The sequence below is a fragment of the Bacillus sp. JJ1562 genome (assembly GCF_036962705.1).
Lineage (GTDB): Bacteria > Bacillota > Bacilli > Bacillales > Bacillaceae_L > Ferdinandcohnia.
Genome location: NZ_JBALOQ010000027.1, coordinates 84086 through 105058 on the forward strand (window position 1 = coordinate 84086; position 20973 = coordinate 105058).

Here is a 20973-nt window from a genome sequence, read left to right on the forward strand (position 1 = left end):
TTCTTTCTTAGCATCTCCTTCTGACCTGAGTAAGAATTTAGACTGATTAATAAGCTCGTAAGATTATCAATCAGTCTACTCATTTTTATCGTTATTTTTTTACTTTTGCCTCTTCATACGTATCTTGCAAAATGTAATAAGATTTTTTCAGTCGTTCGTAATAGATTGGTTCCTCCCAATTACTCCATGTATAATGCATCCTTTCTCCAGTAGACGATGGGACACGCTGTTCAATACCATTTTGGCCACTCGTAATAAGGAGTGCTGCAGAGATTGATTCGATTGATTGAGAACTATTTAGGCCATCCTTAGACCATATATCACCCATGATTTCCTTCTGGCTAGGGTCTTTCACGTTTAACAGGAGCCATGGTAATCGAAGTTCCAAGATTCCATCTTTGAAATAAAAATCAGAAAGTGAATTAAAATCTTTACTCTTCGGATTCCCAATTCCAAATTGCAATTCTCCTGTTTCATAAGCTGAAAAAGGTATAGAAATAGAACCCTCTTGTTTATTTATCGTCAATTCCTTATTCAATGTTAAGCGTATCGGATGGTACATTCCGTTATTTTTTTTATTTGCATAAGTGCTAGTTGGAATCATTTCTAACGCATGTCCATAGTGATAATAGAATGTATCATAGTAGCTATCGATTAGAACTTTTGAGCTATCCTTACCTTTCAGTTGCACGAGAAAATCAATACCCTCTTCTTTTGCAGCTGGGATATCAGGAATAGAGGATTGCCCTTGGTTTTTAATCGTATCTAATAAAATTGATAGTTGATGCTCGTCTTCATTCCATTTCTCTTTGTCATAATCGATCCGAATATACAGGGCTCTGGCATCACTAGCCATATACACAGTCTTTATTAGCCCATTATCATCTATAGATTCAAGAGGCTTCTCGTTCCTAGCCTCCCAATCAGAAGGATTTCCATCAATCAGTAGCTGTGTATGTTCAGTATCCGGTTCAAAGCTTAGCATTCCAAAATGTTGCTCATTTGTTTGAATATTATCCCAGAATGGTCTTCGATCAGGATTATCATAATCCATCGTATTCCAGGTTCGTTTAAACCACTCGTCGTGCCATGAGAAGACAAGTCCACCTGCCATATCTTCTTGAACAATGTCTTCAAATAATCTTGTTACATATTGTCCCTGCTCTTGTTCTGAATGATGACCTTGATCTAATCCATATACATTTTCATGTGTTAGGCCCCGAGATGCTGGGATTCCAAACTCTGCAACGAGTAACGGCATGTTATGATTTTCTTTCATATCATGCAAGTAGCCTGCATAGTTATTTTTTTCTCCTCGATGATCGATGTAATCCACATATTTTTCTTCAAAGTTTAAAAAGTCTGGATAATAAGGGTAAATATGATAGGAAGCAAATAATCCAGGAAAAAATGTTTCTTTTGCCTTTATGACATTTGGATTCACTGAAACAAGATCTTCCTTTTCACTAGGTTCAGAAGGATGGTTTAGCAAATCTGTCGTTACCCAATTCGTAAAGCTTAAAGGATGCTGCCAATTATAATTTTCCGCTTCATAAGTTGCTGTAAAATCCATCATTTCAGCCAACCATGACTCAAAAGGTGTTGCATGATTTGTCATAATATAGGTTCCATCATAATTTGTTTTATCCGTATTCTTTTCATTCGTCCCAATAACACCATCAGGATCCCACTCAACACCAATAATCCAGCCTAATAGATATGGGGATAAATCAAATACATATTGACCACTAGCATGTCCTGCTCTTTCCTCAATTTCTGCATTGCCGTGAATAAGATCAACTGTACGCTTTATCTCCTCTTTGAAGTCATTCATTACTGCAGGATCATATGCATTTTTCTTTTCTAAAAAGGTCTCTTCATTTACCCATACCCCGTGAAACACATAGATTGGGTCTTTTCGATAACGGTTATGTTCATATAAAGCCTCATAAAATGCAGGCGGATGTATTGTGTATACACGTAATGCATTCGCATTCATTTCACTGATTTGATCAAACCATCGGGCATACTCTTGCTTCGTAATCTTTGTTTCTCCTGGGAATGAGCCCGGTTTAGCGATACCCATATTCACACCTTTAATGAGAATATCCTCCCATACACCATTTCGGTATACTTGAAGATAATTTTCACCCGATTGTCCGATTACCTTCATTCCAGCTTCAGTCTTAATGTCTGGTTCGATTATTTTCGATTTACTTGGTAAATCTTTAATTGACGTTAATATTTCAGTCATTATTGGTACATAGGCTTTCCAATAGAATGGTTCTGTTCTCCCTTTTTGCTCGAAGGAAAATAGCTTTTGCCACCATGTGATTCCACTCAATTGATAAATACTCGGAACTTTTTCTTGATCTGCAAAATCACCAGCAAAGTAGTAGCTATTATATAGCTGATTTTTATGATGAACGATTGCAGGAAACGTAGATGGAATGTTGTATTCTCTTAATTTCGCCTTCCCATCTTCTGATAATGCCAACTCAAATGTCGCTTGAACTTCTTCCTTATCAGATGCTTCCACAACATCAAACCAATAATTATATTGAATACTTTGTTCTATTTCATATTGTTTTGAACCAGTTTCAGTTAAAGCAAACATTACATGGTCACTCATCAAATCATTCTCAGTTAAAACAATGACTTCATCTGCTTCATTAACAAGTACCAGCCCATTTCCTTCGAATGTGTAGGATTCACCATACTGATTTTCATAGTTTTCCCTTAGCCAGGATGGTACTTCATTATTGCTTAAATCATTAAAATAACGTCCCATCCACCCTGTCCACTTTATATTTAACAATTCATAAAATTCTTCTCTAACATGCTGTTCGGTTGGAGAGCCAAATGTATTAAATTCGGCAATGAGTGTTTGATTATTTTCCTTCAAGGAAGACCCTAATGAACGAACCTCATCAGATGTCATTCCCCCATATAATAGCTCAGAACGAGTCCCCTCTTGATTTTCACCCATGTATTCGTCCATATAGACACCATACCCATCTGCTATATAGAGGACATCGTAAACGGAAAGATCCTCAGGTAATGTTCTAATTTTGAATTCTGGGCGCTGTTCTGTAGGTTCGAAGCCAATATAATCCTCAGCCAGATCATATTTTTCTTTCCCATTCTTTTTTAGCTTTAAATGGTTAAGTATCCAGACTAAGCCTTTATGTTCACGATATGATTGATCTGGAACCGTTTTATCAATAATTAAGACATCTAGCTCTTCTGAGGCTTTAAGTTGCCACATCCACAAGGGAGTAGTAAATAATATGAACAGCAATAGGATTGCAGTCACAATGAAACTATTCTTTTTACTCATTTGAAACACCTTTTCTAACCATTTCTCCCCAGCCTTTTTTACCGATTACCATTTCAATCATTCCCTCCACACGCCAAAGAGCCGTTAATGGTCGGTACCAGATTGTTTCAGTGATAGAAACTAAAAACAAAGTCACAAATTGCCTTATTTTTGAATATCTCTCCATACTCCATTCCTCTAACAATACAGCGGCCATTGAATAGATGGACCCATAAATTAAGGATAGTAGAAAAAATAATATGGCGTATTCCACATAGATGCTTCCTGTAAAAATGGAAACTATCAAAAGGACATAACCAATCAGTTCAATGAGTGGACCTAAAAACTCTATAAAAAAGAAATAAGGCATTGATAGCATACCAATAGAGCCATATTTCGGATTTAGCATCAGCTTTCTATGTATCCATAAACTTTCAAACAAGCCACGATGCCACCTTTTTCTTTGACGGCGTAAATACTTTATTGATTCGGGGGCTTCAGTCCAGCAAACAGGGTCTGGCACATACACTATTTTTTTGTTCGCTTTTTTTTCTTTAATTAGTTTATGCAGGCGAACAACTAGCTCCATGTCCTCTCCAACTGTATGGGCATAGCCTCCCGCTTCAACAACCCACTTTTTCGAAAAAACGCCGAATGCACCTGAGACAATAAGGAGGAGGTTGTTCCGGCTTAATCCAACACGCCCAGTTAAAAATGCTCGTAAATATTCAATCACCTGCATGACAACAAGTGGCTTACGAGATAATCCCACACTTATTAATTCTCCGTTCTGGATATCACAACCATTCGCAATTCGAACACTCCCACCAGAAGCAACTACCTCTTCATCAGACTCAATAATCGGTTTTAATACTTTTAAGAATGCATTACGTTCTATAATCGAATCACCGTCTAAAGAGCAGAAATAAGGATACTTTGAAAAGTTAATCCCAGCATTCAAAGCATCCGCTTTTCCACCATTCTCTTTATCCAATACAAATAAGTTCGAGTAAATTGACGATTGGTAAACTCCTTTAACTTCTTTCGTTTTAAGCTGTTTACGGATCACACGATTTATTTTTACTAGCTTAAATTTTGAAATTAGCTTTTCAAGTGTGTCATCCTTTGAGCCATCATTAATAATAATAATTTCATACTCCGGGTATTCGATGCTTAACAGAGATCTTATACTACCGTATATTCCAGCTGATTCATTATAAGCAGGTACTAGAATAGAAACCGGCTTTGTATTCTCAGACATCAATAAATCCTCGTATGGTTCAAAACCGTCAAGCTGATACCCTTTACGGATTTGAAAAAAAGAAAGAAGTAGCATTCCACCATAAACAATGATAATAATGATCATATAAATGAAAATAAACCAGCTGCCAACAATTAATAAACTTGACCAATTGATATCAATAACTACTTCTCTCCTTTTCTAGCCATTCAATTGCCATATCCTGTGCGAACAAATCATTTGATTCTTCTTTTATTTTATTTAGAATTCTTACCCCATCCTTAAAGCGTAAAATAGCTTTAGCGGCTTCAACTCGAACAATATATTCTGAGTCAGATAATAGCTCTATTAACTTTTCTTTCAGCTCTTCCATTCTTTGTACCCCTGCAACCTTTGCGGCCATTAAACGTAGCTGCCAACTCTCAGATTCAAAAAATGCGACTATCGAATGAATATCAACTGGAACACCCGTAGTTGCATAGGCTTTTAATGACCGGATTACCAATTCCGGATCATCCTGGTGAATGAGATTTTTTAAAAGTGTATGATGCCTCAATAGTTGTTTTTTTCCAATTGTTTCTACCACCATGTATTGAATTCTTGCTGGTAGGAAATTAAAATCTGCTATTAACTCATCTAATTTTTCATCATTCAAATTCATTAATATTGTTAACAACGAAAAATCTGATATGTTTGCTGTGCCGTTTTTAATATACTCCACGATCTTTTCATCATTACTCTTGGCCAAAAGCTTTAATATTTGTTCCTTTTCAGCAACGGTCGTCCTTCTCTTATCGTATAACGAATGTAAGTTTTCTATTAAGTGATACATATAGAAGTCCTCTATCAAATAAAGTGCATTCATTCTAAGGCTCCAGCGTCTTTGTCTAAGCTCTTTTTTTATAAACTTTGTAAAATTTTTATTTGCAAAGGCACTGATTCTCTCATTTACATCTGGACTATCTAAAACATTTGAATACTCTTTCAGTAATTCTAATAGCGCTATTACCTTTTCTTGTCCTAAATTTGACTCGATATGACTTTGTTCTCCAGTTTGTAAATAATGAAACATTTTTAATCGGAATTCTTCCTTTAGCAAATTAATTTTTCGTCTGCTTTGATTATTTACATACTTTTTTATGATTAAATACAGGAAAAGGCTCGTTAATAGAAAAAGCATGGCGATGATTAGAATATATAGGGCAACTAAACTCAATTCAATCATCTTAGTTCATCCTTTTAATTAAATGACTTAATCGGCCCTCAAGTTCTAAGAGCTTGAAGGGCTTTGTAATATAATCATCTGCACCTAAACGTAATGCCCTTGAGATGTCATGTTCGCTTCTCCTTGCTGTAAGCATCATGACGGTAAACCGCTCTTGATAAGGTTGTTCTCTTAACTTTTGTAGAACCTCAATGCCATCCATTCGTGGCATTGCTCCATCCAATATAATCAAATAGGGCTCATTCTTTTTTGTATACCAGCTGGATTCAAAAAACTCCATTCCATCTCGAAATGTTTCAATATCTAATGTGAATCCATCAGTAAATTTACTTTTGCTAATTAGGTCATGAAGCATTGTCCGAATAATAGGATCATCATCAATAATTCCAACATGAATAAGTTTTCTATGATAACGTATATTGTTTAATGGAACGGCTTTTACCTGGTTTCTACCTTCGTTCTTTGCCTCATAAAGTGCACCATCGACAATTTCTATATTTCGCTTTAGATCTAATTCATCCGATGTAATTTCATGCACCCCTGCTGAAAAGGTACAATAAAATGGATGAGCACCATTCATATCATCGAATGAGACCTTTGAAAATTCATTCAAAAGTCGTTCTAGTAAATTCTTTGCTTCCTTTGCATGTGTGTCAGGAAAAAGAATGATAAACTCTTCTCCTCCATAACGAATAATAATATCATTTAGTCTTAAGCCACTTCTAAGAACCTCTGCAAAGGTTGTCAGTACTTTATCACCTATAACATGTCCATATGTATCATTCACATGTTTAAAATGGTCCAGGTCTAATATAGCAATACTAAATGAAGTTCCATTCCTATTTAGGTTATTCACCAAACGGTCATATGTTTGTTGTAAGAATTTTCGATTATATACTCTAGTTAACTCGTCAATTAGTATTAAATCGTCAAATGCTTGCTTTCTTTCTAACTGACGATTAATTCTAACAATAAACTCATCCATTTCTAATGGCTTTTGAATATAATCATCCGCACCCAATTGATAGCTCTTTATTCTCATTTCCTTAGAATGATCAGTGCTAATCATAATTGTTGGTGTAAAGTACTGTTTCATGTCCTTTAGTTGCAATAAAATATCTAAACCATTTTTATCCTTCATATGTATATCAATAATGACGCAATCTGGGTTTAAATCATAATAGGAGTTAATTGCTCGCTCTGAATCAGCTGCTGCCATTACAATCCACCCATTTGTCTCTAACTCATCCTTTAGATACATTAATAAAGTCGTATCATCATCAATTAATAAAATAAGTTTTTTATCCCCAATCTCATCTTTACGTTCCCTAACCTCATCAACATTTGAGTATTCTTCATAATAAAAAGCTGAAATTAAAGGTGTTAAAAAAACCTGTAACTCTTCTTTTGTCCATTCTTTTTCAACGTCCTCTTCTAATTGACTTAATAAAGATTGAGCAATTTCACCAGCTTTATTAAACCCAATAGTTGTCGCTGTCCCTGCAATCGAATGTAAGAAACGATATAACTCTTTATGTTGTATTGACACTTGATCATTTAACCATGCTTCAAGTTTTTTTCTTACATTTTTCACCAAAGCTTGTGTGTACTTATTCATTTGCCTCTCCTAATGCTTATATATTTCAACTATAAACTTCCAATACTATTAATGTTATTCTAACAATTCCTCTCTGGAATTATAATCCCCAAACTGTCTTACTTTTTGAAACTTTTAAGAAAGCTTTCATATCATTCGGGTCCAATTTACTATATCCCTTTTAGCTTATTTACAGCACAAATTGTTTTACACCAATAAAAAAAGAATGACAAATTCATATACAATTTGGCACTCTTTTTAAGTTACATTCTTAATGTTTGCGTTAGGAAACGGAATATGTATCACAAAAAAACAGGATGGCCCAATGAAAGGGCCCATCCTGTTATTCTTCGTTATTAGCGAACTGTTTTTAATGCTCCGCTCCAAGCTTCTACTTGGTCTAGCATTAAGTTTACGTTGTCTAAGTGTAGAGCTTGTGGCTTGAACTCAGATCCGTTTTCGAAGTCAGTGAATAATGAAAGTGTTGGATGTGTACGAACGTCCGCGATCATTAATTCACCCATGATTCCACGTAGGTGTTCAGCCGCACGTGCACCACCAGTTGAACCGTAGCTTACGATACCAGCAGCTTTGTTGTTCCAAGCTTCACGAGCTAGGTCTAACGCATTTTTCAATGCACCAGTAATAGAGTGGTTATATTCTTGAACGATGAATACAAATCCATCAAGGCTAGCTAATTTTTCGTTCCAAGCAGCGATTCCAGGTGCATCTGCTTCACCTAGGAATGGTAATTTGAAGTCTGCGATATCTACGATTTCGTAGTTTGCATCTCCACGCTTATCAGCGATTTCTTTTACCCATGCTCCTACTTGAGGACTTACGCGTCCTTCACGAGTACTACCTAAAATAATACCAATGTTTAATTTTTCGTTTGACATAACTTTTTCCTCCTTTTGTTGATTACCAAAAAGTTTATCTAATAAACCCATGATGTCTCTCCTTTTTTATATTAAAGGATATTTCTGTAAAATACCTTTAATTTATTTATCTTAACTTCAAGATAAATATTATCTTAAAAATATATTCTTGTCAACCTAAAGACCTAAAAAGTTTTAAAATTAAAAATGCCTAGTTTAACTAAGCGCTTAAATCCCTATTCCTCTATGTTTTCTTGTTGTCGTTTTATTCTCAGATAATGGATGTAAAGGATTGGAATGAGACCGCAAATAAAAATGATTCCACCCATAATGAATCCGTCGATAACCCCAAATCCATCTGTAAAATTTACAGCAAAACCAATGACTATTGAAATAGCTGTTAATACTATAAGAGATATAGTGGTACCTTTTTTGGGTGACTTTTCTTCCCCTTCATGGTCTACACCTATACTCATTGAAAGATATAATGAAACAATGGTAGTAATCATGAATACGATCCATAGGGGATTTTGCCTCATCCCTTCCATCCCTTTAGTGATTAAATCATATCCCAATATCCCGATAATCCCAACCGTTTGAATGAGATACGCGGTACGAACATTCTTTAGATTTTTTAAAATTAAACGCTCATCTTTAATCTTTTTCATTTGTTACCACTCCCCTTTTCAACCCAAAATATTTCATTCAATGTTTGATTAACGGCATAGCAAATATCTAGACACAGCTTTAAGGTTGGATTGTATTTTCCTTTTTCAATTAAACTAATCGTTTGGCGGGTGACCCCAATCTTTTCAGCTAATTGCTGCTGGGTTAAACCTGCCTGAATACGAGCAATCTTCACTTTATTTTCCAAATGATGTCATCCCTCCTTACAAATAATTGTAACATATATATTACATAATTCAATATATATGTTACATATCTATTAATAAAAAAGACCAAATCATTGAAGATTTGATCTTAAAACCAATTATTGAATTGGATTTCCGGCACGTATTTTTTCTGGTATATGTCTTTTAATCGCAAATAGGAGTTCGCCAAGAAAATAGAGTGCTACAGTTGGCCAGATCCACGCCCAATAGGTTCCAACCGCACTATATAAAGCATTGAGTCCTGGATGAATAAATAGCAGACAGGCTAGGGATAATGCAATCCAACAAACCGAATAGGAAAAACAAATATGTCCTTGCAGCTGCCACTTATGCCCTGAATAGTCCCACCATTTCCGGCCAAAAAACCATTCAAGAAGGAATCCACTACAATACTCGACTACTGTCGGGATTAAAAAACAAAGAAACAACACCACGGACCAATGCATATCCTTTCCTATTAAAAAGATTAACATCAAAGGTGCAAATCCGTACATTGGCTTAAATGGTCCAAAGAAAAAATTATCTTTAAAAAACACTCGTTTCCTGGCATAGTTATAGCTGTTTTCTAGGAGCCACCCCAAGAACGAATAGATAGTAAAGAAATAGACGACCACCATTGCCCCATCCCAGGATAGAAGCACTGGCATCCCAAAATCAAAACCAGTAACTAAACTCTGCAACACCGACTCATCACCTCAAGGATTATATTCCCGATTAGGATTTGTCTTTTTTTGGTTAAATATACCTTTGGTTTCGATTTTAAGAACTAGTTTAGTAGAATCCTTCTGAAAGTTAGTTAAGCTTCGCTTCTATAGACTTTACTACCGAATCCATATCCTCATAGCCATAGTAACGAACAAATATGACATCTTTTCCTTTGGAAGCGAAAACTTCCTTAAACTCCTCATCCTCATGAACAATTAAAAGATCAAAGCTTGGATGCTGTGTTTCAACAAAATCCTCCATACTATATTCATAGTTATATCTTTTTATTAAATCAGAAATTAGATTATCCGCCATAGCAGGAAAACTAAGTTGGTAAAACCTTGTTTCAATACTTGGTGAATATTCACCGCTCCCGTCTTCCCACATTTCACCTGGAACTAACCCGTTTTCATCTGCTTCATATTGCACAGGTGCAAACGGACTCCAATTCATTGTATAACGATTGGACCAGTCAACATTGTCGCTCATATATTCCGACTTCCCCCGGACTAAATCGGGATTTTTCTCTATATCTGCTAATCTAACAATCGGTAAGTTCGGACTTTCTTCAGGCAATGTTTTCGTATCCATTTTTACAAGTTGTACGAATGGTATGATGGCGGTCAATCCAGCGACAATCGTAAAAAGAATAGCAAAAACTGAACTTAATCGATGTTGCTTCTTCCATGGGGCATGATGATCAATTGGTTTTCCTTCAATTAAACTTTTTCGTAAAGCGCGAATGGAAATGGCTGCAAACAGTGAATTAAAGGCTTGATATCCGATGAAGATGGATAAAATCGTTTGTGCAACAACTAACCCTTCAACTAAAATATAGGTAGGTGTCCCATCAAGAAACCAAATGGAAGACAACATGCCAATCATTAAAAGCAACCCGACAACGACGAAACCTGCATTTAAGGCTAATTTCTTGTCCAGTTCCTTTAATGTAAAGGATTGCTCCGCATGGTCTGTATGTATCTCTGGTGCATTTCTTTCAGTAGGTGATGAAAATACATGAAAATCTTGATAACCCGTCACATAGTCCCAGCCACTTTCCGCATACATCTCAATTTGCTCAGGTTTCATTTTTCTTTTCATCGAAACATCTATTCTGTATTTCATTTTTTTCGGTTCACCTTTTACAAAATGAGCAAAAAATTTACCCATTTTTTTGAGATGTAGCCCTTCGGCCGCCATGTCTTGAAACCAGCTTTCATGCTCACCGATCCGCCAAAAATCACTTGGACGAATTTTTCGAACGATCTTATTCATTTCCATCACCATCCTGTAAAATATTCCCGTCTTGTATCATGGATTTGAGTCGTTCGTACTCAACCCTTAATGCTTCTTCTCCTGCTGCAGTAATTTCATAGGTTTTTCTCCTGCCGTCGTCTTCTGCTAATGATATAAGGCCGTCTTTTTGCATCCGTGAGAGTACGCCGTAAAGAGTCCCTGGACCCATTGTTACTCTGCCATTCGAAACTTCTGTAATTGCCTGCATAAGCTGGTACCCATGGTTAGGATGCATTAGTGCTAGTAGTACATAGTACATTGCCTCAGTCATCGGTCCCCCATTATATGCCATACTTTACAACCCCTTTTCGTTCTTCAAGGTATTATGTATCTCGATATTATGTCACGCGATATATCGCATAACATAATAATACTTTATAAAATTTCAAATGTAAATATGAAATAATGAAAAGGGCCCTACTTACAATTTCTTGTTAGTAGAACCCCAATTATTAGCCTAACACTAATTGTTAGCAATTACGAGAGACTCGTTGCAACTCTCGAATTGAAAACTGACTGATATTGATTTAGATTTTGAAGCGTAAGGCATTGTAAAAATTCACAAGAAAATACCACAGAGGTACAGGGAATGTGTCTCTGTCACATTTTTTTAAGTCATAAATCAATGTGATAGTCTTAGCGTGAAACATGGGTTACTCATTTTTCGGAAATCGAACACCATAAATCTCGCCCAATAGATTCAACTCTTCCACTACTTGTTCCGGTAACGGTATGCCCTCTTTCATCCTGCGGTCATGTTCTCTTTTTCTTCTCTCACCAGGATAGCGAATTTCATCACTACCCGGGACTTTCGGTATATTCTTCATGGCTTGTAATAATTCTCCCATTGAACTAGTAAACTCTTCGATTGGCATAAACTTTTCAATATCAATAAGGATGAAAAAGTGGCCAACATTGGCATGGTCTGTTTTCTCATCTTGATATATGCTCGTGACATTCGGTCCAAATGCAGCCCCTGTCAAAATGCCTGTTAAAATTTCAACGGCCATTGCCAGTGCAGAGCCTTTTGCCCCTCCTAATGGTAAAACAGCCCCGCGCAATGCGGCAGCGGCATCATTTGTCATATTACCATTTTCATCTATGGCCCACCCGTCCGGTATCCTTTTACCCTGTTTCTCGGCAGCAATAATTTTTCCTCTAGCAACGACGCTTGTTGACATATCGATAATAACAGGGACATCATCGTCAGTCGGGAAGCCAAAAGCGATCGGATTTGTTCCGTAAAATGCCTGACGTCCACCCCACGGTGGAATCCCTGAAGGGGAGTTTGTAAACGCGAGCGCTGCAAGCTTGTGATCACATGCCATCTGGCAATAATAAGATGCTGTCCCGAAATGATTACTATTATTAACCGTTATCCCAACCATCCCGGTTTCTTTCGCCATTCCGATCCCCCGTGTTATTGCCTCGGAACTAACAATATGTCCTAATCCATTGTCGCCGTTCACCTTTAGGACGGAAAGACCCTTTTTAGAAAATTGGATTTTTGGTTGTGGGTTGATCCGGCTTTCATTCATTCGTTGACAATAAATTCCTAATCTCGTTAGCCCGTGGCTGTCAATCCCTTCCAAATTAGCCCGAATCAATGTGTCTGCTGCTAATTTCGCATGCTCCCGTGGAACGCCAACTTTTTCCAGAACCTCAATCGTAAATTGAATTAATTCTGTTGCTTCAAACCTGCGAATTTTACTAGTTTCTTTACTCATATATATATCCCCTTATACAAGACATCGCGACCCTGTCCCATCAAGTACTTTCCCAACCTCTTTTGCAACTAATAAGGATATCCGGCCTTGAGACTCGGTCGTCAGCCCGGCAATATGCGGTGAAAAAATGACGTTGTCCAATTGTAGCAGCGGGTTCATCTGATCGATCGGCTCCGATTCCAAGACATCTAAATATGCTCCGGCTATCGTTCCTTCTTTCAATGCGTAGTAAAGGGCTTCTTCATCTATAATTCCACCCCTAGAAGTGTTTATTATATAAGCCGATTGTTTCATGGATGATAGCTGTGACCCAGATATTAAATTTTTTGTTGAAGAGGTAAGTGGTACATGTATAGATATAAAGTCAGCCGAGATTAACACATCTTCCAAAGTATATTTCAATTGAACGGATGTTTCTGCAACGATATGATCAAATGGGGTTAAAAAAGGATCGTATCCGATCACATTCATGCCGAACGCTTTTGCCCGTTTCGCAACACGGTGGGAAATCTCGCCGAGCCCTACGAGCCCAACCACCTTATCAAAAATTTCGCTTCCAGTATGTTTCTTCCGGTCCCAGCTTCCTTTTCTAACATCTTCATTTGCTAAAAAAAGCGGCCGGTTCGCCATCAATATTGCAGCCATCACATATTCTGCAACAGAGGTGGCGTTCGCATTACGAGGAACAACCGTTTGAATTCCGCGTTTTTTTGCATCATCTACTGCAATGTTTTCCAATCCGACTCCTAACCTGCCAATTACCTTTAGTTCAGGAGCCTTCTCAAGCAGCTCTTTATCTACCTTTGTTTGATTCCGTACAATGAGTGCATCAACATCAATGACTCGCTTTAGAAGGCCCCCGCGGTCATTCCATAAATGTGGTTCATAATGAACATCAAAGCCCCGACTTTTCAATTCCACAAGTCCTTCTTTCCACATTATTTCGGTGACCAAAACTTTCATGATATTCCCTCCCTTAATAAATTTAATTTAAATTTTCTTTTTATAGCTTGCTATTCTTTTTATTTTTTCGTTACTTAACAGCAAATAGCTGCCATAACCACTAACTAAATAGATATTAAATATTCTTACAAGCGGAGGCTTTCATACAGGTAAACTTAGTAGATTAAGAGAAAGTGCATATCTAAGATAAGTACTTAATCTATAAGAATACTAGTTTTTTTGATAAGCAAGGACCATAATCAACACACACGGAGCGAGGCCGGATAGGTCAGCCCAAGCGGTTTCTCTTTCTCATATTGCTACAACGTATATTTATAACAGGATCAAAAAGCCCTGTATATTTTAATTGCGTTCGAATAAACAATTACAACGGCATCATTAGTTTCCAAAAATCCATCGGATAACCTATTACTTTATATGTAATCTCGGCGCTCTTCGCATGGGCAGCGTGTGAAAGTCCAAAAGTACCAGCGCCGATAATGGCAACACCAAACGTACAGCCCATTCCCAGTCACACTTATAAATTCAATCGTTCATGGGTCATTTTAGAAATAATATCCTCTCTCACACTTTCTAAATGATGGATCATTTGACTCTCAGCTACAGCAATTTGCTTCCACATAATGGCCTCAACGATACGTTCATGCTCTTTAATTGATTTATAGAGGCGGCCTGGAATATCAATCGTTTCTTTATGAACATCGTTTAACATATCCATTAAGTTAAGCATAATGCGATGGAGAATCGAGTTTCCAGAGAATTCGGCTAGCATCAAATGAAACTCTCGATCTGCTTTTGCTAACAGGGGAGCAGCTTGATTAATATCTTTGTTTTTAAATAGTTTCAAAGATCGTTGAACATGATTTTGAAGGGTTTCGATTTGGTTTTCACTTGCAAATTCGGCGACCCACTTGACACTTTGCGATTCCAACAATATCCGAATGTCAAACAACTCCAGTATTTGGTCACTTTTCATAAAAAAAGTGGCCGCCCATTGATCAATCGTTTTAATTTTGCTCGATACGAACACTCCTGAACCATGTTTAATATGAACATAACCAAGCGTTGATAAAATTTTGTATACTTCCCTTACGGTGTTCCGGCTAATGTTCAATCGTTCAGACATTTCCCGTTCGGAAGGTAGTTTTTCCTCTGGGACAATTCTTCCCTGAACGATCAGTTCCTTTATATACTCAACAACATTATCTGTTACTGAAGCTCTTGAAAAATTCTTGCTTTCAAACATATTGAATCCCCCTATGCATTTGAACTCGGTGTGGAAATATTCCCCTTTATTACTGCCTATTTTATTTCATGAAGCCTATTAAATACAGTGAAATTTTCGTTAAGATAATAACGATAATCATTACTGAATCATTTACCTTATCTACAAGATTTCGATTCCGTTCGCCTAGATGAGTTCAGAGGCGAGAATTTTACAAGTAGTAACAAAACCCCGTGAATATACACCCTTATGCATATTCACGGGGTTTTGCCTATCTAGTAATGTCAAATTCAAGCATTATTGCAAAGTGCTCGAGCACCGTGATCATGATGGTATCGAATAATAAGTTGAATTTAACACGTTCAAGCGCCACTCAGATCCGTGTCAAGAATGAAGTAGTCCGATATAATCATCGTTCGAAAGACCATTAGCATTTGCCAGGATTGCCTAGAGTATCATGCAAGATATCTTCACAAGCAGGTATTTTTTCGATCATTCCCAACTCCTTCATGACCTCAGCAAAATCGATGAAACCATTGGGCTCGGAAGTATACTTAATATAGTCTTGCGTTATCCATTCTTTGTACTGTTCTGCCGAAGGACTCCCGTCGGAGTCTTTTGAAAGAATTTCAGCGGCTTGATCTGGATCATCGTTTAGCAAATCAATCGCACGTTGAATGTTTTCGTATAAGACATCCATTATTTCACGATTATCGTTATAGTAATCTTCTGTAACCCAAATACTATTGAAGGTGTGTTCCCCGAAAAGATCATAACTTTTTAAAATTATGTGTGCACCCTCAGTTTCCTCTTGCATTTGGTATGGCGGGGCAGTGAGATGCGCAGAAATTTGATTACTTAAAAGAGCTTGCATAGCGGTTGGGTGCTCTAATGCGACAATATTTTCATCTAAACTTCTTGCGTCACCCAATTGATCAAGCGCACCTTTTCGTAAAACAACAGATTGAATTGAATCCAGCCCGGGCATCGCAATTTGATCTTTTGGGCCGAAGTCTTCTAGACTTTTTTTGTTAGGATCTTTACCCATAAGCCATAACTCCATGTTGTCCATTGAACTCAAAATTTTCCAGTTCACTCCCTTATCCCAACCTAGAAGAAAAGGACCAATTCCGCCTGCACCAACCTGAATTTGACCAGCAATTAGACCATCTCTAATCGCAGCACCCGAAGCCAAGGTCTTCCATTCAATATTTACATTAGGAAGCTCTTCATCAAGCCAAGCCATTTCCCGTAAAATAGTTAATGGAGCATATCCAATACCGGGTTGAACAACAATGGTCATGTCTTGCTTGGCAGCGTTATCTTCGCCATCTTTTTGATTAGTCTTTTCCGATGAACCGCCTCCGCATCCTGCAAGAAACAAAAACATGGTGAATGGTATTAACATAATAAAGAAATTTTTCTTTGAACCCCGGACTTTCAACATCAATCAACACCCCTTTTCCAATTTTCAGCATACTGAAAATTTGTTTTATTTGTCCTCAGCCTTCATACCCCACCTGATAACGGTTTTCTTCTCAATTTTATTGAACATCACATCAAACAATATCCCGATCAAAGAAATTGTTACAAGACCTGCAAACATATCAGGAATTTTCAAGAAGAAACGCGCCTCGCTGATAAAAAAGCCAAGACCTCCTCCGCTACCCGCAACACCAAAGACCAACTCTGCCGCAATAATAGTTCGCCAACCAAATGCCCACCCTGTCTTTAGACCTGAGATCATGTGTGGTAACGCAGCTGGCATGTAAACGTCTTTTACCAATTTCCATCCGCGCAGTCCCAAATTTCTCCCTACCATCAGAATTGTTGGAGAAACCGTGCGAAAGCCCATGCTAACATTGATTGCGATTGGCCATGTGATTGCATTAGCTAGTACAAAAACTAGAGCAGTAGGGGTTAGGCCAAACCAAATAATTGCGAGAGGCAACACACCTATTGCTGGAATTGGGTTTAATACCGACGTAAGTAAATTAAGTAAATCACTTCCTATTTGCGTCCAAGTAGCAAGAGTAGTTAATATTGCAGCTACAACAATCCCAATTAACATACCGAGTAGTAATATTTTCATTGTAGCTACAGTTACGCTCAAAAGAGTCCCATCTATCCAATTTTGCCAGAGTACTTTTCCAATTTCCGAGGGACTTGATAAGAGTAAAGGGTTTACATTCATAACCTTAAAAATAATTTGCCACAATAGGAGAATAACGACTAAAAGAAGTGTTTGTCTTACCCATGCGGGTAACTGGGACCATGAAAGATTATTTCGTTTTACTTTACTGTTCACAGGCGCTTCTTTAAGAACCTTACTTTGTACCGACACATTTGTCCCCCCCTAATTAATTCTAGCTTCCTAGCAGTTTACGCAAGTGTTGTTGTATCTCTATGGATTCGTCGCTTTCCAAGTTTTTGGCCTTTTCGCCAACATTGACAATTTCCGCAATGTACGATGGTGGATGAGTTAGTACGATGATTCGATCACCGAGAAGCACTGCCTCTTCAATACTATGAGTTACAAAAAATATAGTCACACGTGTTTTTTCAGCAATTAACCTTAGTTCTTCCTGCAAGCGAGTTCGTGTAAGCGCATCCAAAGCACCGAATGGTTCATCCATCAAGAGCATTGAAGGTTCAAGGGCGAGAGCACGTGCAATAGCTACACGTTGTTTCATACCACCAGACAACTGATGAGGATATAGTTCATGAGCCCTTGTAAGACCCGTCATTTCAAGGTAGTGTTTTGCACTATCAATGGCTTCGCTTTTTTTCCGACCGGTGATACGTAGGGAATAAACTAAATTATCGAAAACTGTTCGCCAAGGAAAAAGTTGATCGTGCTCCTGAAAGACAACAGCACGGTCAGGCCCAGGCTCTAGGTCAGTACGTCCCGCAAGTAAAATATCTCCACCAATAGGCTTGTTATATCCAGCAATCGTTTTTAACAAAGTCGATTTTCCACATCCCGAAGGACCAATCATCATTATTTTTTCTCCAGACCGAATATCAAAGCTAATATCATTGATTACTAGATTAAATTCATTTCCAACTTCGTACCCAATCTTTACATTTTTCACGGATAATAATTGTTGTGGCTGTGCGTTATTTTTATTTTCTCTTTGCTTTACTGCCTGGGTATCGTCATAAAAGCTTCTATCTAGCGTGGGTAATTGTTGTTGATTTCCCATCACGTACTGACCTCCTTATAATTTGAAGTCGAACAAATTTAAGTGAACCTCGAGAGTTAAAGCAATTTAATAGTTTTTACTGCTACCTTATAGGAAATCCAGACTTCTACATTATGTTCGGACAACAGGTATGTGGTAATACCGACAGTTATTGAGTTTTTCCCAAAAATTACAAAATAGGTGTTGGGATTGCTCCTATAAGAATGGCAACCATCTTTTTCAAATTCGCTGTTTTTATCAACTTGTTTAAATAGTCGCCCAACGATGCACCATTGATACCTCTTCCTACCAAAACGCTAGCCATTTCCAATGTATGTATACTCCGCCAGCTCCAAGAGCCAAGAGGAAATACGTAATATGATTTTAACCAATCGCTTTATGTAAAGGAAGTTTTAAAAAAATAGAGAGGCACCGGAACAACAATAAACCCGGTAGCGGCTCCCATTATTCTACCAATCACTTCTGTTGAAAGACGAGGACAACACTTAATTTTTCGTCCTCTAGGTGAAAAATATTGAGTTATTTTTCTAAAAAGTCCCACCTTTTCGTGATTTAACATTAACAGATGTGATTCTATGTGAGTATATTGATGCATAATCAAATAGCAAGACTACTCCATATATAGCTCTTCAGGTCCATTAATTAATTTCTGCGAATAGGTATAAAGTTATATTTTCTTATGCACTGCGGTACAATCTAGTTAGGACAAATTCTTTGTGGCCGAGTATTTCCGCACATGTCATTCTTCCATTAACTGTCCGGGCGAGGCACTCCATTAAGTTGTTCCCTGCTTCTGATAACGTTTTTTCACGGGACAATAATCCGGATACATCCACGTCAATATGCTCGGACATCGTCTCAGCAGTAATTTGGTTCGCTGTAATTTTGATCACCGGCACAATTGGGTTTCCGATAACGTTTCCTTGCCCAGTCGGGAAGAAATGTACCACTGCTCCACCAGCGCCCATTAATGTAATACACTCTGCAGCAGCAGATGATGTATCCATGAAATACAACCCTGGACCTTCAGTTGGTGTTTCAGCCATTTCCAAAGCACCGATAATTTCCTTAGTACCTGTTTTAGCAATATTACCAAGCGCTTTCTCTTCTATTGTGGAAAGCCCCCCGGCAATATTCCCTTGAGTCGGCTGTGAACCAAGCAGGTCTGCACCTGTTCCCTCAATTTCGTCCACATAGTTTTGGTAAATGGATTCGAAACGTTCACGGACTGCCGGTGAGGCTGCACGTGCTGCAATCAGATGCTCCCCGCCAGTCAACTCAGGTGTTTCACCAAAGAAGACTGTAGCTCCCGCATCTACTAAGCGGTCAACAGCTTCAGATACAGTCGGGCACGATCCTAATCCAGTTGTTGTATCAGATTCCCCACACTTGATACTAACCGTTAACTCACTAAGTTCAATCGGCTCTCTTTGTAGCTCAGATGCCCAATGGACATATTCCTTCGCCTTCCAAGATGCATTTTTAATTGTTTCAAAATCTCCGTTTCTCTCGATAGAGAAATAGGAAACTGGTTTTCCCGTTTCAGCAATCCCGTCAGCAATTCGTTTCGACCAATTTTCCTCAATTCCGATTATCACAACAGCTGCTACGTTTGGATTAGAACCGATTCCAATCATTGTTTTAAAGAAAAGGTCCAAATCCGGTCCGTATTGAAGTCTCCCATAGGCGTGCGGCAAAGCAATTGTTCCTTGAACGTTGTTTGCTACGGATTCACACGCAGCATTTGAAATATCATCTACTGGTAAAATTACAACATAATTTCTTACACCGACTTTTCCATTTTCTCTACGATATCCATATAACTGCATCATCCATTACCACCTTTGAGTTTTAATATTATGGGTATGTACATAATCACCCTGCTCCCATCGCTGGGTAGTAACGCCAATTTCAATGCCATATTTCAATACTGGTGTACCTAAATCTAATGCTTGAAGAGCAATTTTATGCCCATATGGAATATTACCTTTTGCGACTACCTCGACTGTTGAATTGTCACCCATGTTTACACCGATGACCTTTTCACCTTCTTTAATGTTGCTCGTAGCCACCCCTACATGATCGCCTGGATTGTGAATGAGAAAATCGTGTTTTATTGACGGCTTCTTTTCACCAACAGCTGCAGCTGAACTTACTTTGCTCACTTCACATGCCTCCTTCATAATAATTTAATATTAGGAGTAGGGTCATCCTAGGTGCAGTGACCCTACCACTTGGGTATCATTAAATCATTTACGGAAAAATTAGTCAATACTTACTTTTATGAATTTTCAGAATAGACTATAAAAACAATCCAATTATATTATTTCATAAAATTTTTGAAGAACTGTTTTTGCAGTATCCCATAGCAGAAGTTTATTTAATAGAAAGCGTTAAGTATAGGAAAAATGTACAACCACTTTTGTAAAGACGTATGTAATGATCACTAAGAAAATACTTTTAAAATATAGCGAAGTTTTTAAATATATTTTTTTGGTCTTTCGTTTGAATCTAAAATTTTCAACCGACCACTATCGTCTTGAATTCCTTTATTCGTTAAGAAAATTACATTTTCAGATACATAAAGTTGTCAGACTTCGAAATATGTTTACTTCGAGGACATCTAATACGCCAGCAATTATATGGTTATTGTGTTTTACAAATTTTCTATTTTCTTTAAAAATAAAATTAGTCAAAAT

General features: G+C 37.6%; 19 protein-coding genes. All 19 read right to left on the bottom strand.

Annotated elements, in window-relative coordinates; genetic code table 11:
- Positions 1-91: 91 nt before the first annotated feature.
- Positions 92-3340 carry a hypothetical protein gene (locus tag V7097_RS17830; protein WP_335704982.1) on the bottom strand — a complete coding sequence of 1083 codons (3249 nt, stop codon included), beginning with the start codon at positions 3338-3340 and terminating at the stop codon, positions 92-94.
- Complete coding sequence (locus V7097_RS17835; protein ID WP_335704983.1) at positions 3333-4685, bottom strand: glycosyltransferase family 2 protein; 1353 nt, start codon at positions 4683-4685, stop codon at positions 3333-3335. Before V7097_RS17835 ends, V7097_RS17830 begins: the two co-directional genes overlap by 8 nt.
- A 52-nt stretch (positions 4686-4737) precedes the next feature.
- A complete protein-coding gene (locus V7097_RS17840) occupies positions 4738-5784 on the bottom strand; it encodes a HEAT repeat domain-containing protein (protein ID WP_335704984.1) in 1047 nt (348 codons plus the stop codon).
- A gap of 1 nt (position 5785) precedes the next feature.
- Positions 5786-7402 carry a response regulator gene (locus V7097_RS17845; protein WP_335704985.1) on the bottom strand — a complete coding sequence of 539 codons (1617 nt, stop codon included), beginning with the start codon at positions 7400-7402 and terminating at the stop codon, positions 5786-5788.
- Positions 7403-7737: 335 nt separating this feature from the next.
- Positions 7738-8331 (bottom strand): NADPH-dependent FMN reductase, encoded by a 594-nt coding sequence (locus V7097_RS17850; protein ID WP_335704986.1) that lies wholly within the window; start codon positions 8329-8331, stop codon positions 7738-7740.
- Between the two features lie 164 nt (positions 8332-8495).
- Positions 8496-8927: a hypothetical protein gene (locus tag V7097_RS17855; protein WP_335704987.1), complete on the bottom strand. Its 432-nt coding sequence runs from the start codon at positions 8925-8927 to the stop codon at positions 8496-8498.
- Entirely contained in the window at positions 8924-9133 is a 210-nt protein-coding gene (locus tag V7097_RS17860) for a helix-turn-helix transcriptional regulator (protein WP_335704988.1), read from the bottom strand. The genes V7097_RS17855 and V7097_RS17860 overlap by 4 nt, the downstream gene beginning before the upstream one ends.
- Positions 9134-9250: 117 nt before the next feature.
- A complete protein-coding gene (locus V7097_RS17865; RefSeq protein ID WP_335704989.1) occupies positions 9251-9835 on the bottom strand; it encodes a putative ABC transporter permease in 585 nt (194 codons plus the stop codon).
- 109 nt (positions 9836-9944) lie between these two features.
- The gene (locus tag V7097_RS17870; RefSeq protein ID WP_335704990.1) at positions 9945-11132 is read right to left on the bottom strand and encodes a DUF2812 domain-containing protein; all 1188 of its coding nucleotides are present in this window, start codon (positions 11130-11132) and stop codon (positions 9945-9947) included.
- Complete coding sequence (locus V7097_RS17875; RefSeq protein ID WP_335704991.1) at positions 11125-11445, bottom strand: PadR family transcriptional regulator; 321 nt, start codon at positions 11443-11445, stop codon at positions 11125-11127. Before V7097_RS17875 ends, V7097_RS17870 begins: the two co-directional genes overlap by 8 nt.
- Before the next feature lie 361 nt (positions 11446-11806).
- Positions 11807-12880 (bottom strand): Ldh family oxidoreductase, encoded by a 1074-nt coding sequence (locus V7097_RS17880; protein WP_335704992.1) that lies wholly within the window; start codon positions 12878-12880, stop codon positions 11807-11809.
- A 12-nt stretch (positions 12881-12892) separates the two neighbouring features.
- Complete coding sequence (locus V7097_RS17885) at positions 12893-13843, bottom strand: hydroxyacid dehydrogenase (protein ID WP_335704993.1); 951 nt, start codon at positions 13841-13843, stop codon at positions 12893-12895.
- A 364-nt stretch (positions 13844-14207) separates the two neighbouring features.
- Positions 14208-14348: a hypothetical protein gene (locus V7097_RS17890; RefSeq protein ID WP_335704994.1), complete on the bottom strand. Its 141-nt coding sequence runs from the start codon at positions 14346-14348 to the stop codon at positions 14208-14210.
- Positions 14349-14360: 12 nt separating this feature from the next.
- Positions 14361-15089 carry a FadR/GntR family transcriptional regulator gene (locus V7097_RS17895; RefSeq protein ID WP_335704995.1) on the bottom strand — a complete coding sequence of 243 codons (729 nt, stop codon included), beginning with the start codon at positions 15087-15089 and terminating at the stop codon, positions 14361-14363.
- Positions 15090-15495: 406 nt separating this feature from the next.
- The gene (locus tag V7097_RS17900) at positions 15496-16515 is read right to left on the bottom strand and encodes an ABC transporter substrate-binding protein (protein WP_335704996.1); all 1020 of its coding nucleotides are present in this window, start codon (positions 16513-16515) and stop codon (positions 15496-15498) included.
- A 45-nt stretch (positions 16516-16560) separates the two neighbouring features.
- Positions 16561-17412 carry an ABC transporter permease gene (locus tag V7097_RS17905; protein ID WP_335704997.1) on the bottom strand — a complete coding sequence of 284 codons (852 nt, stop codon included), beginning with the start codon at positions 17410-17412 and terminating at the stop codon, positions 16561-16563.
- A gap of 22 nt (positions 17413-17434) precedes the next feature.
- Positions 17435-18274: an ABC transporter ATP-binding protein gene (locus V7097_RS17910; RefSeq protein WP_335705026.1), complete on the bottom strand. Its 840-nt coding sequence runs from the start codon at positions 18272-18274 to the stop codon at positions 17435-17437.
- A gap of 677 nt (positions 18275-18951) precedes the next feature.
- Entirely contained in the window at positions 18952-20106 is a 1155-nt protein-coding gene (locus V7097_RS17915) for a UxaA family hydrolase (protein WP_335704998.1), read from the bottom strand.
- A gap of 3 nt (positions 20107-20109) precedes the next feature.
- The gene (locus V7097_RS17920; RefSeq protein WP_335397576.1) at positions 20110-20439 is read right to left on the bottom strand and encodes a UxaA family hydrolase; all 330 of its coding nucleotides are present in this window, start codon (positions 20437-20439) and stop codon (positions 20110-20112) included.
- Between the last annotated feature and the right edge of the window lie 534 nt (positions 20440-20973).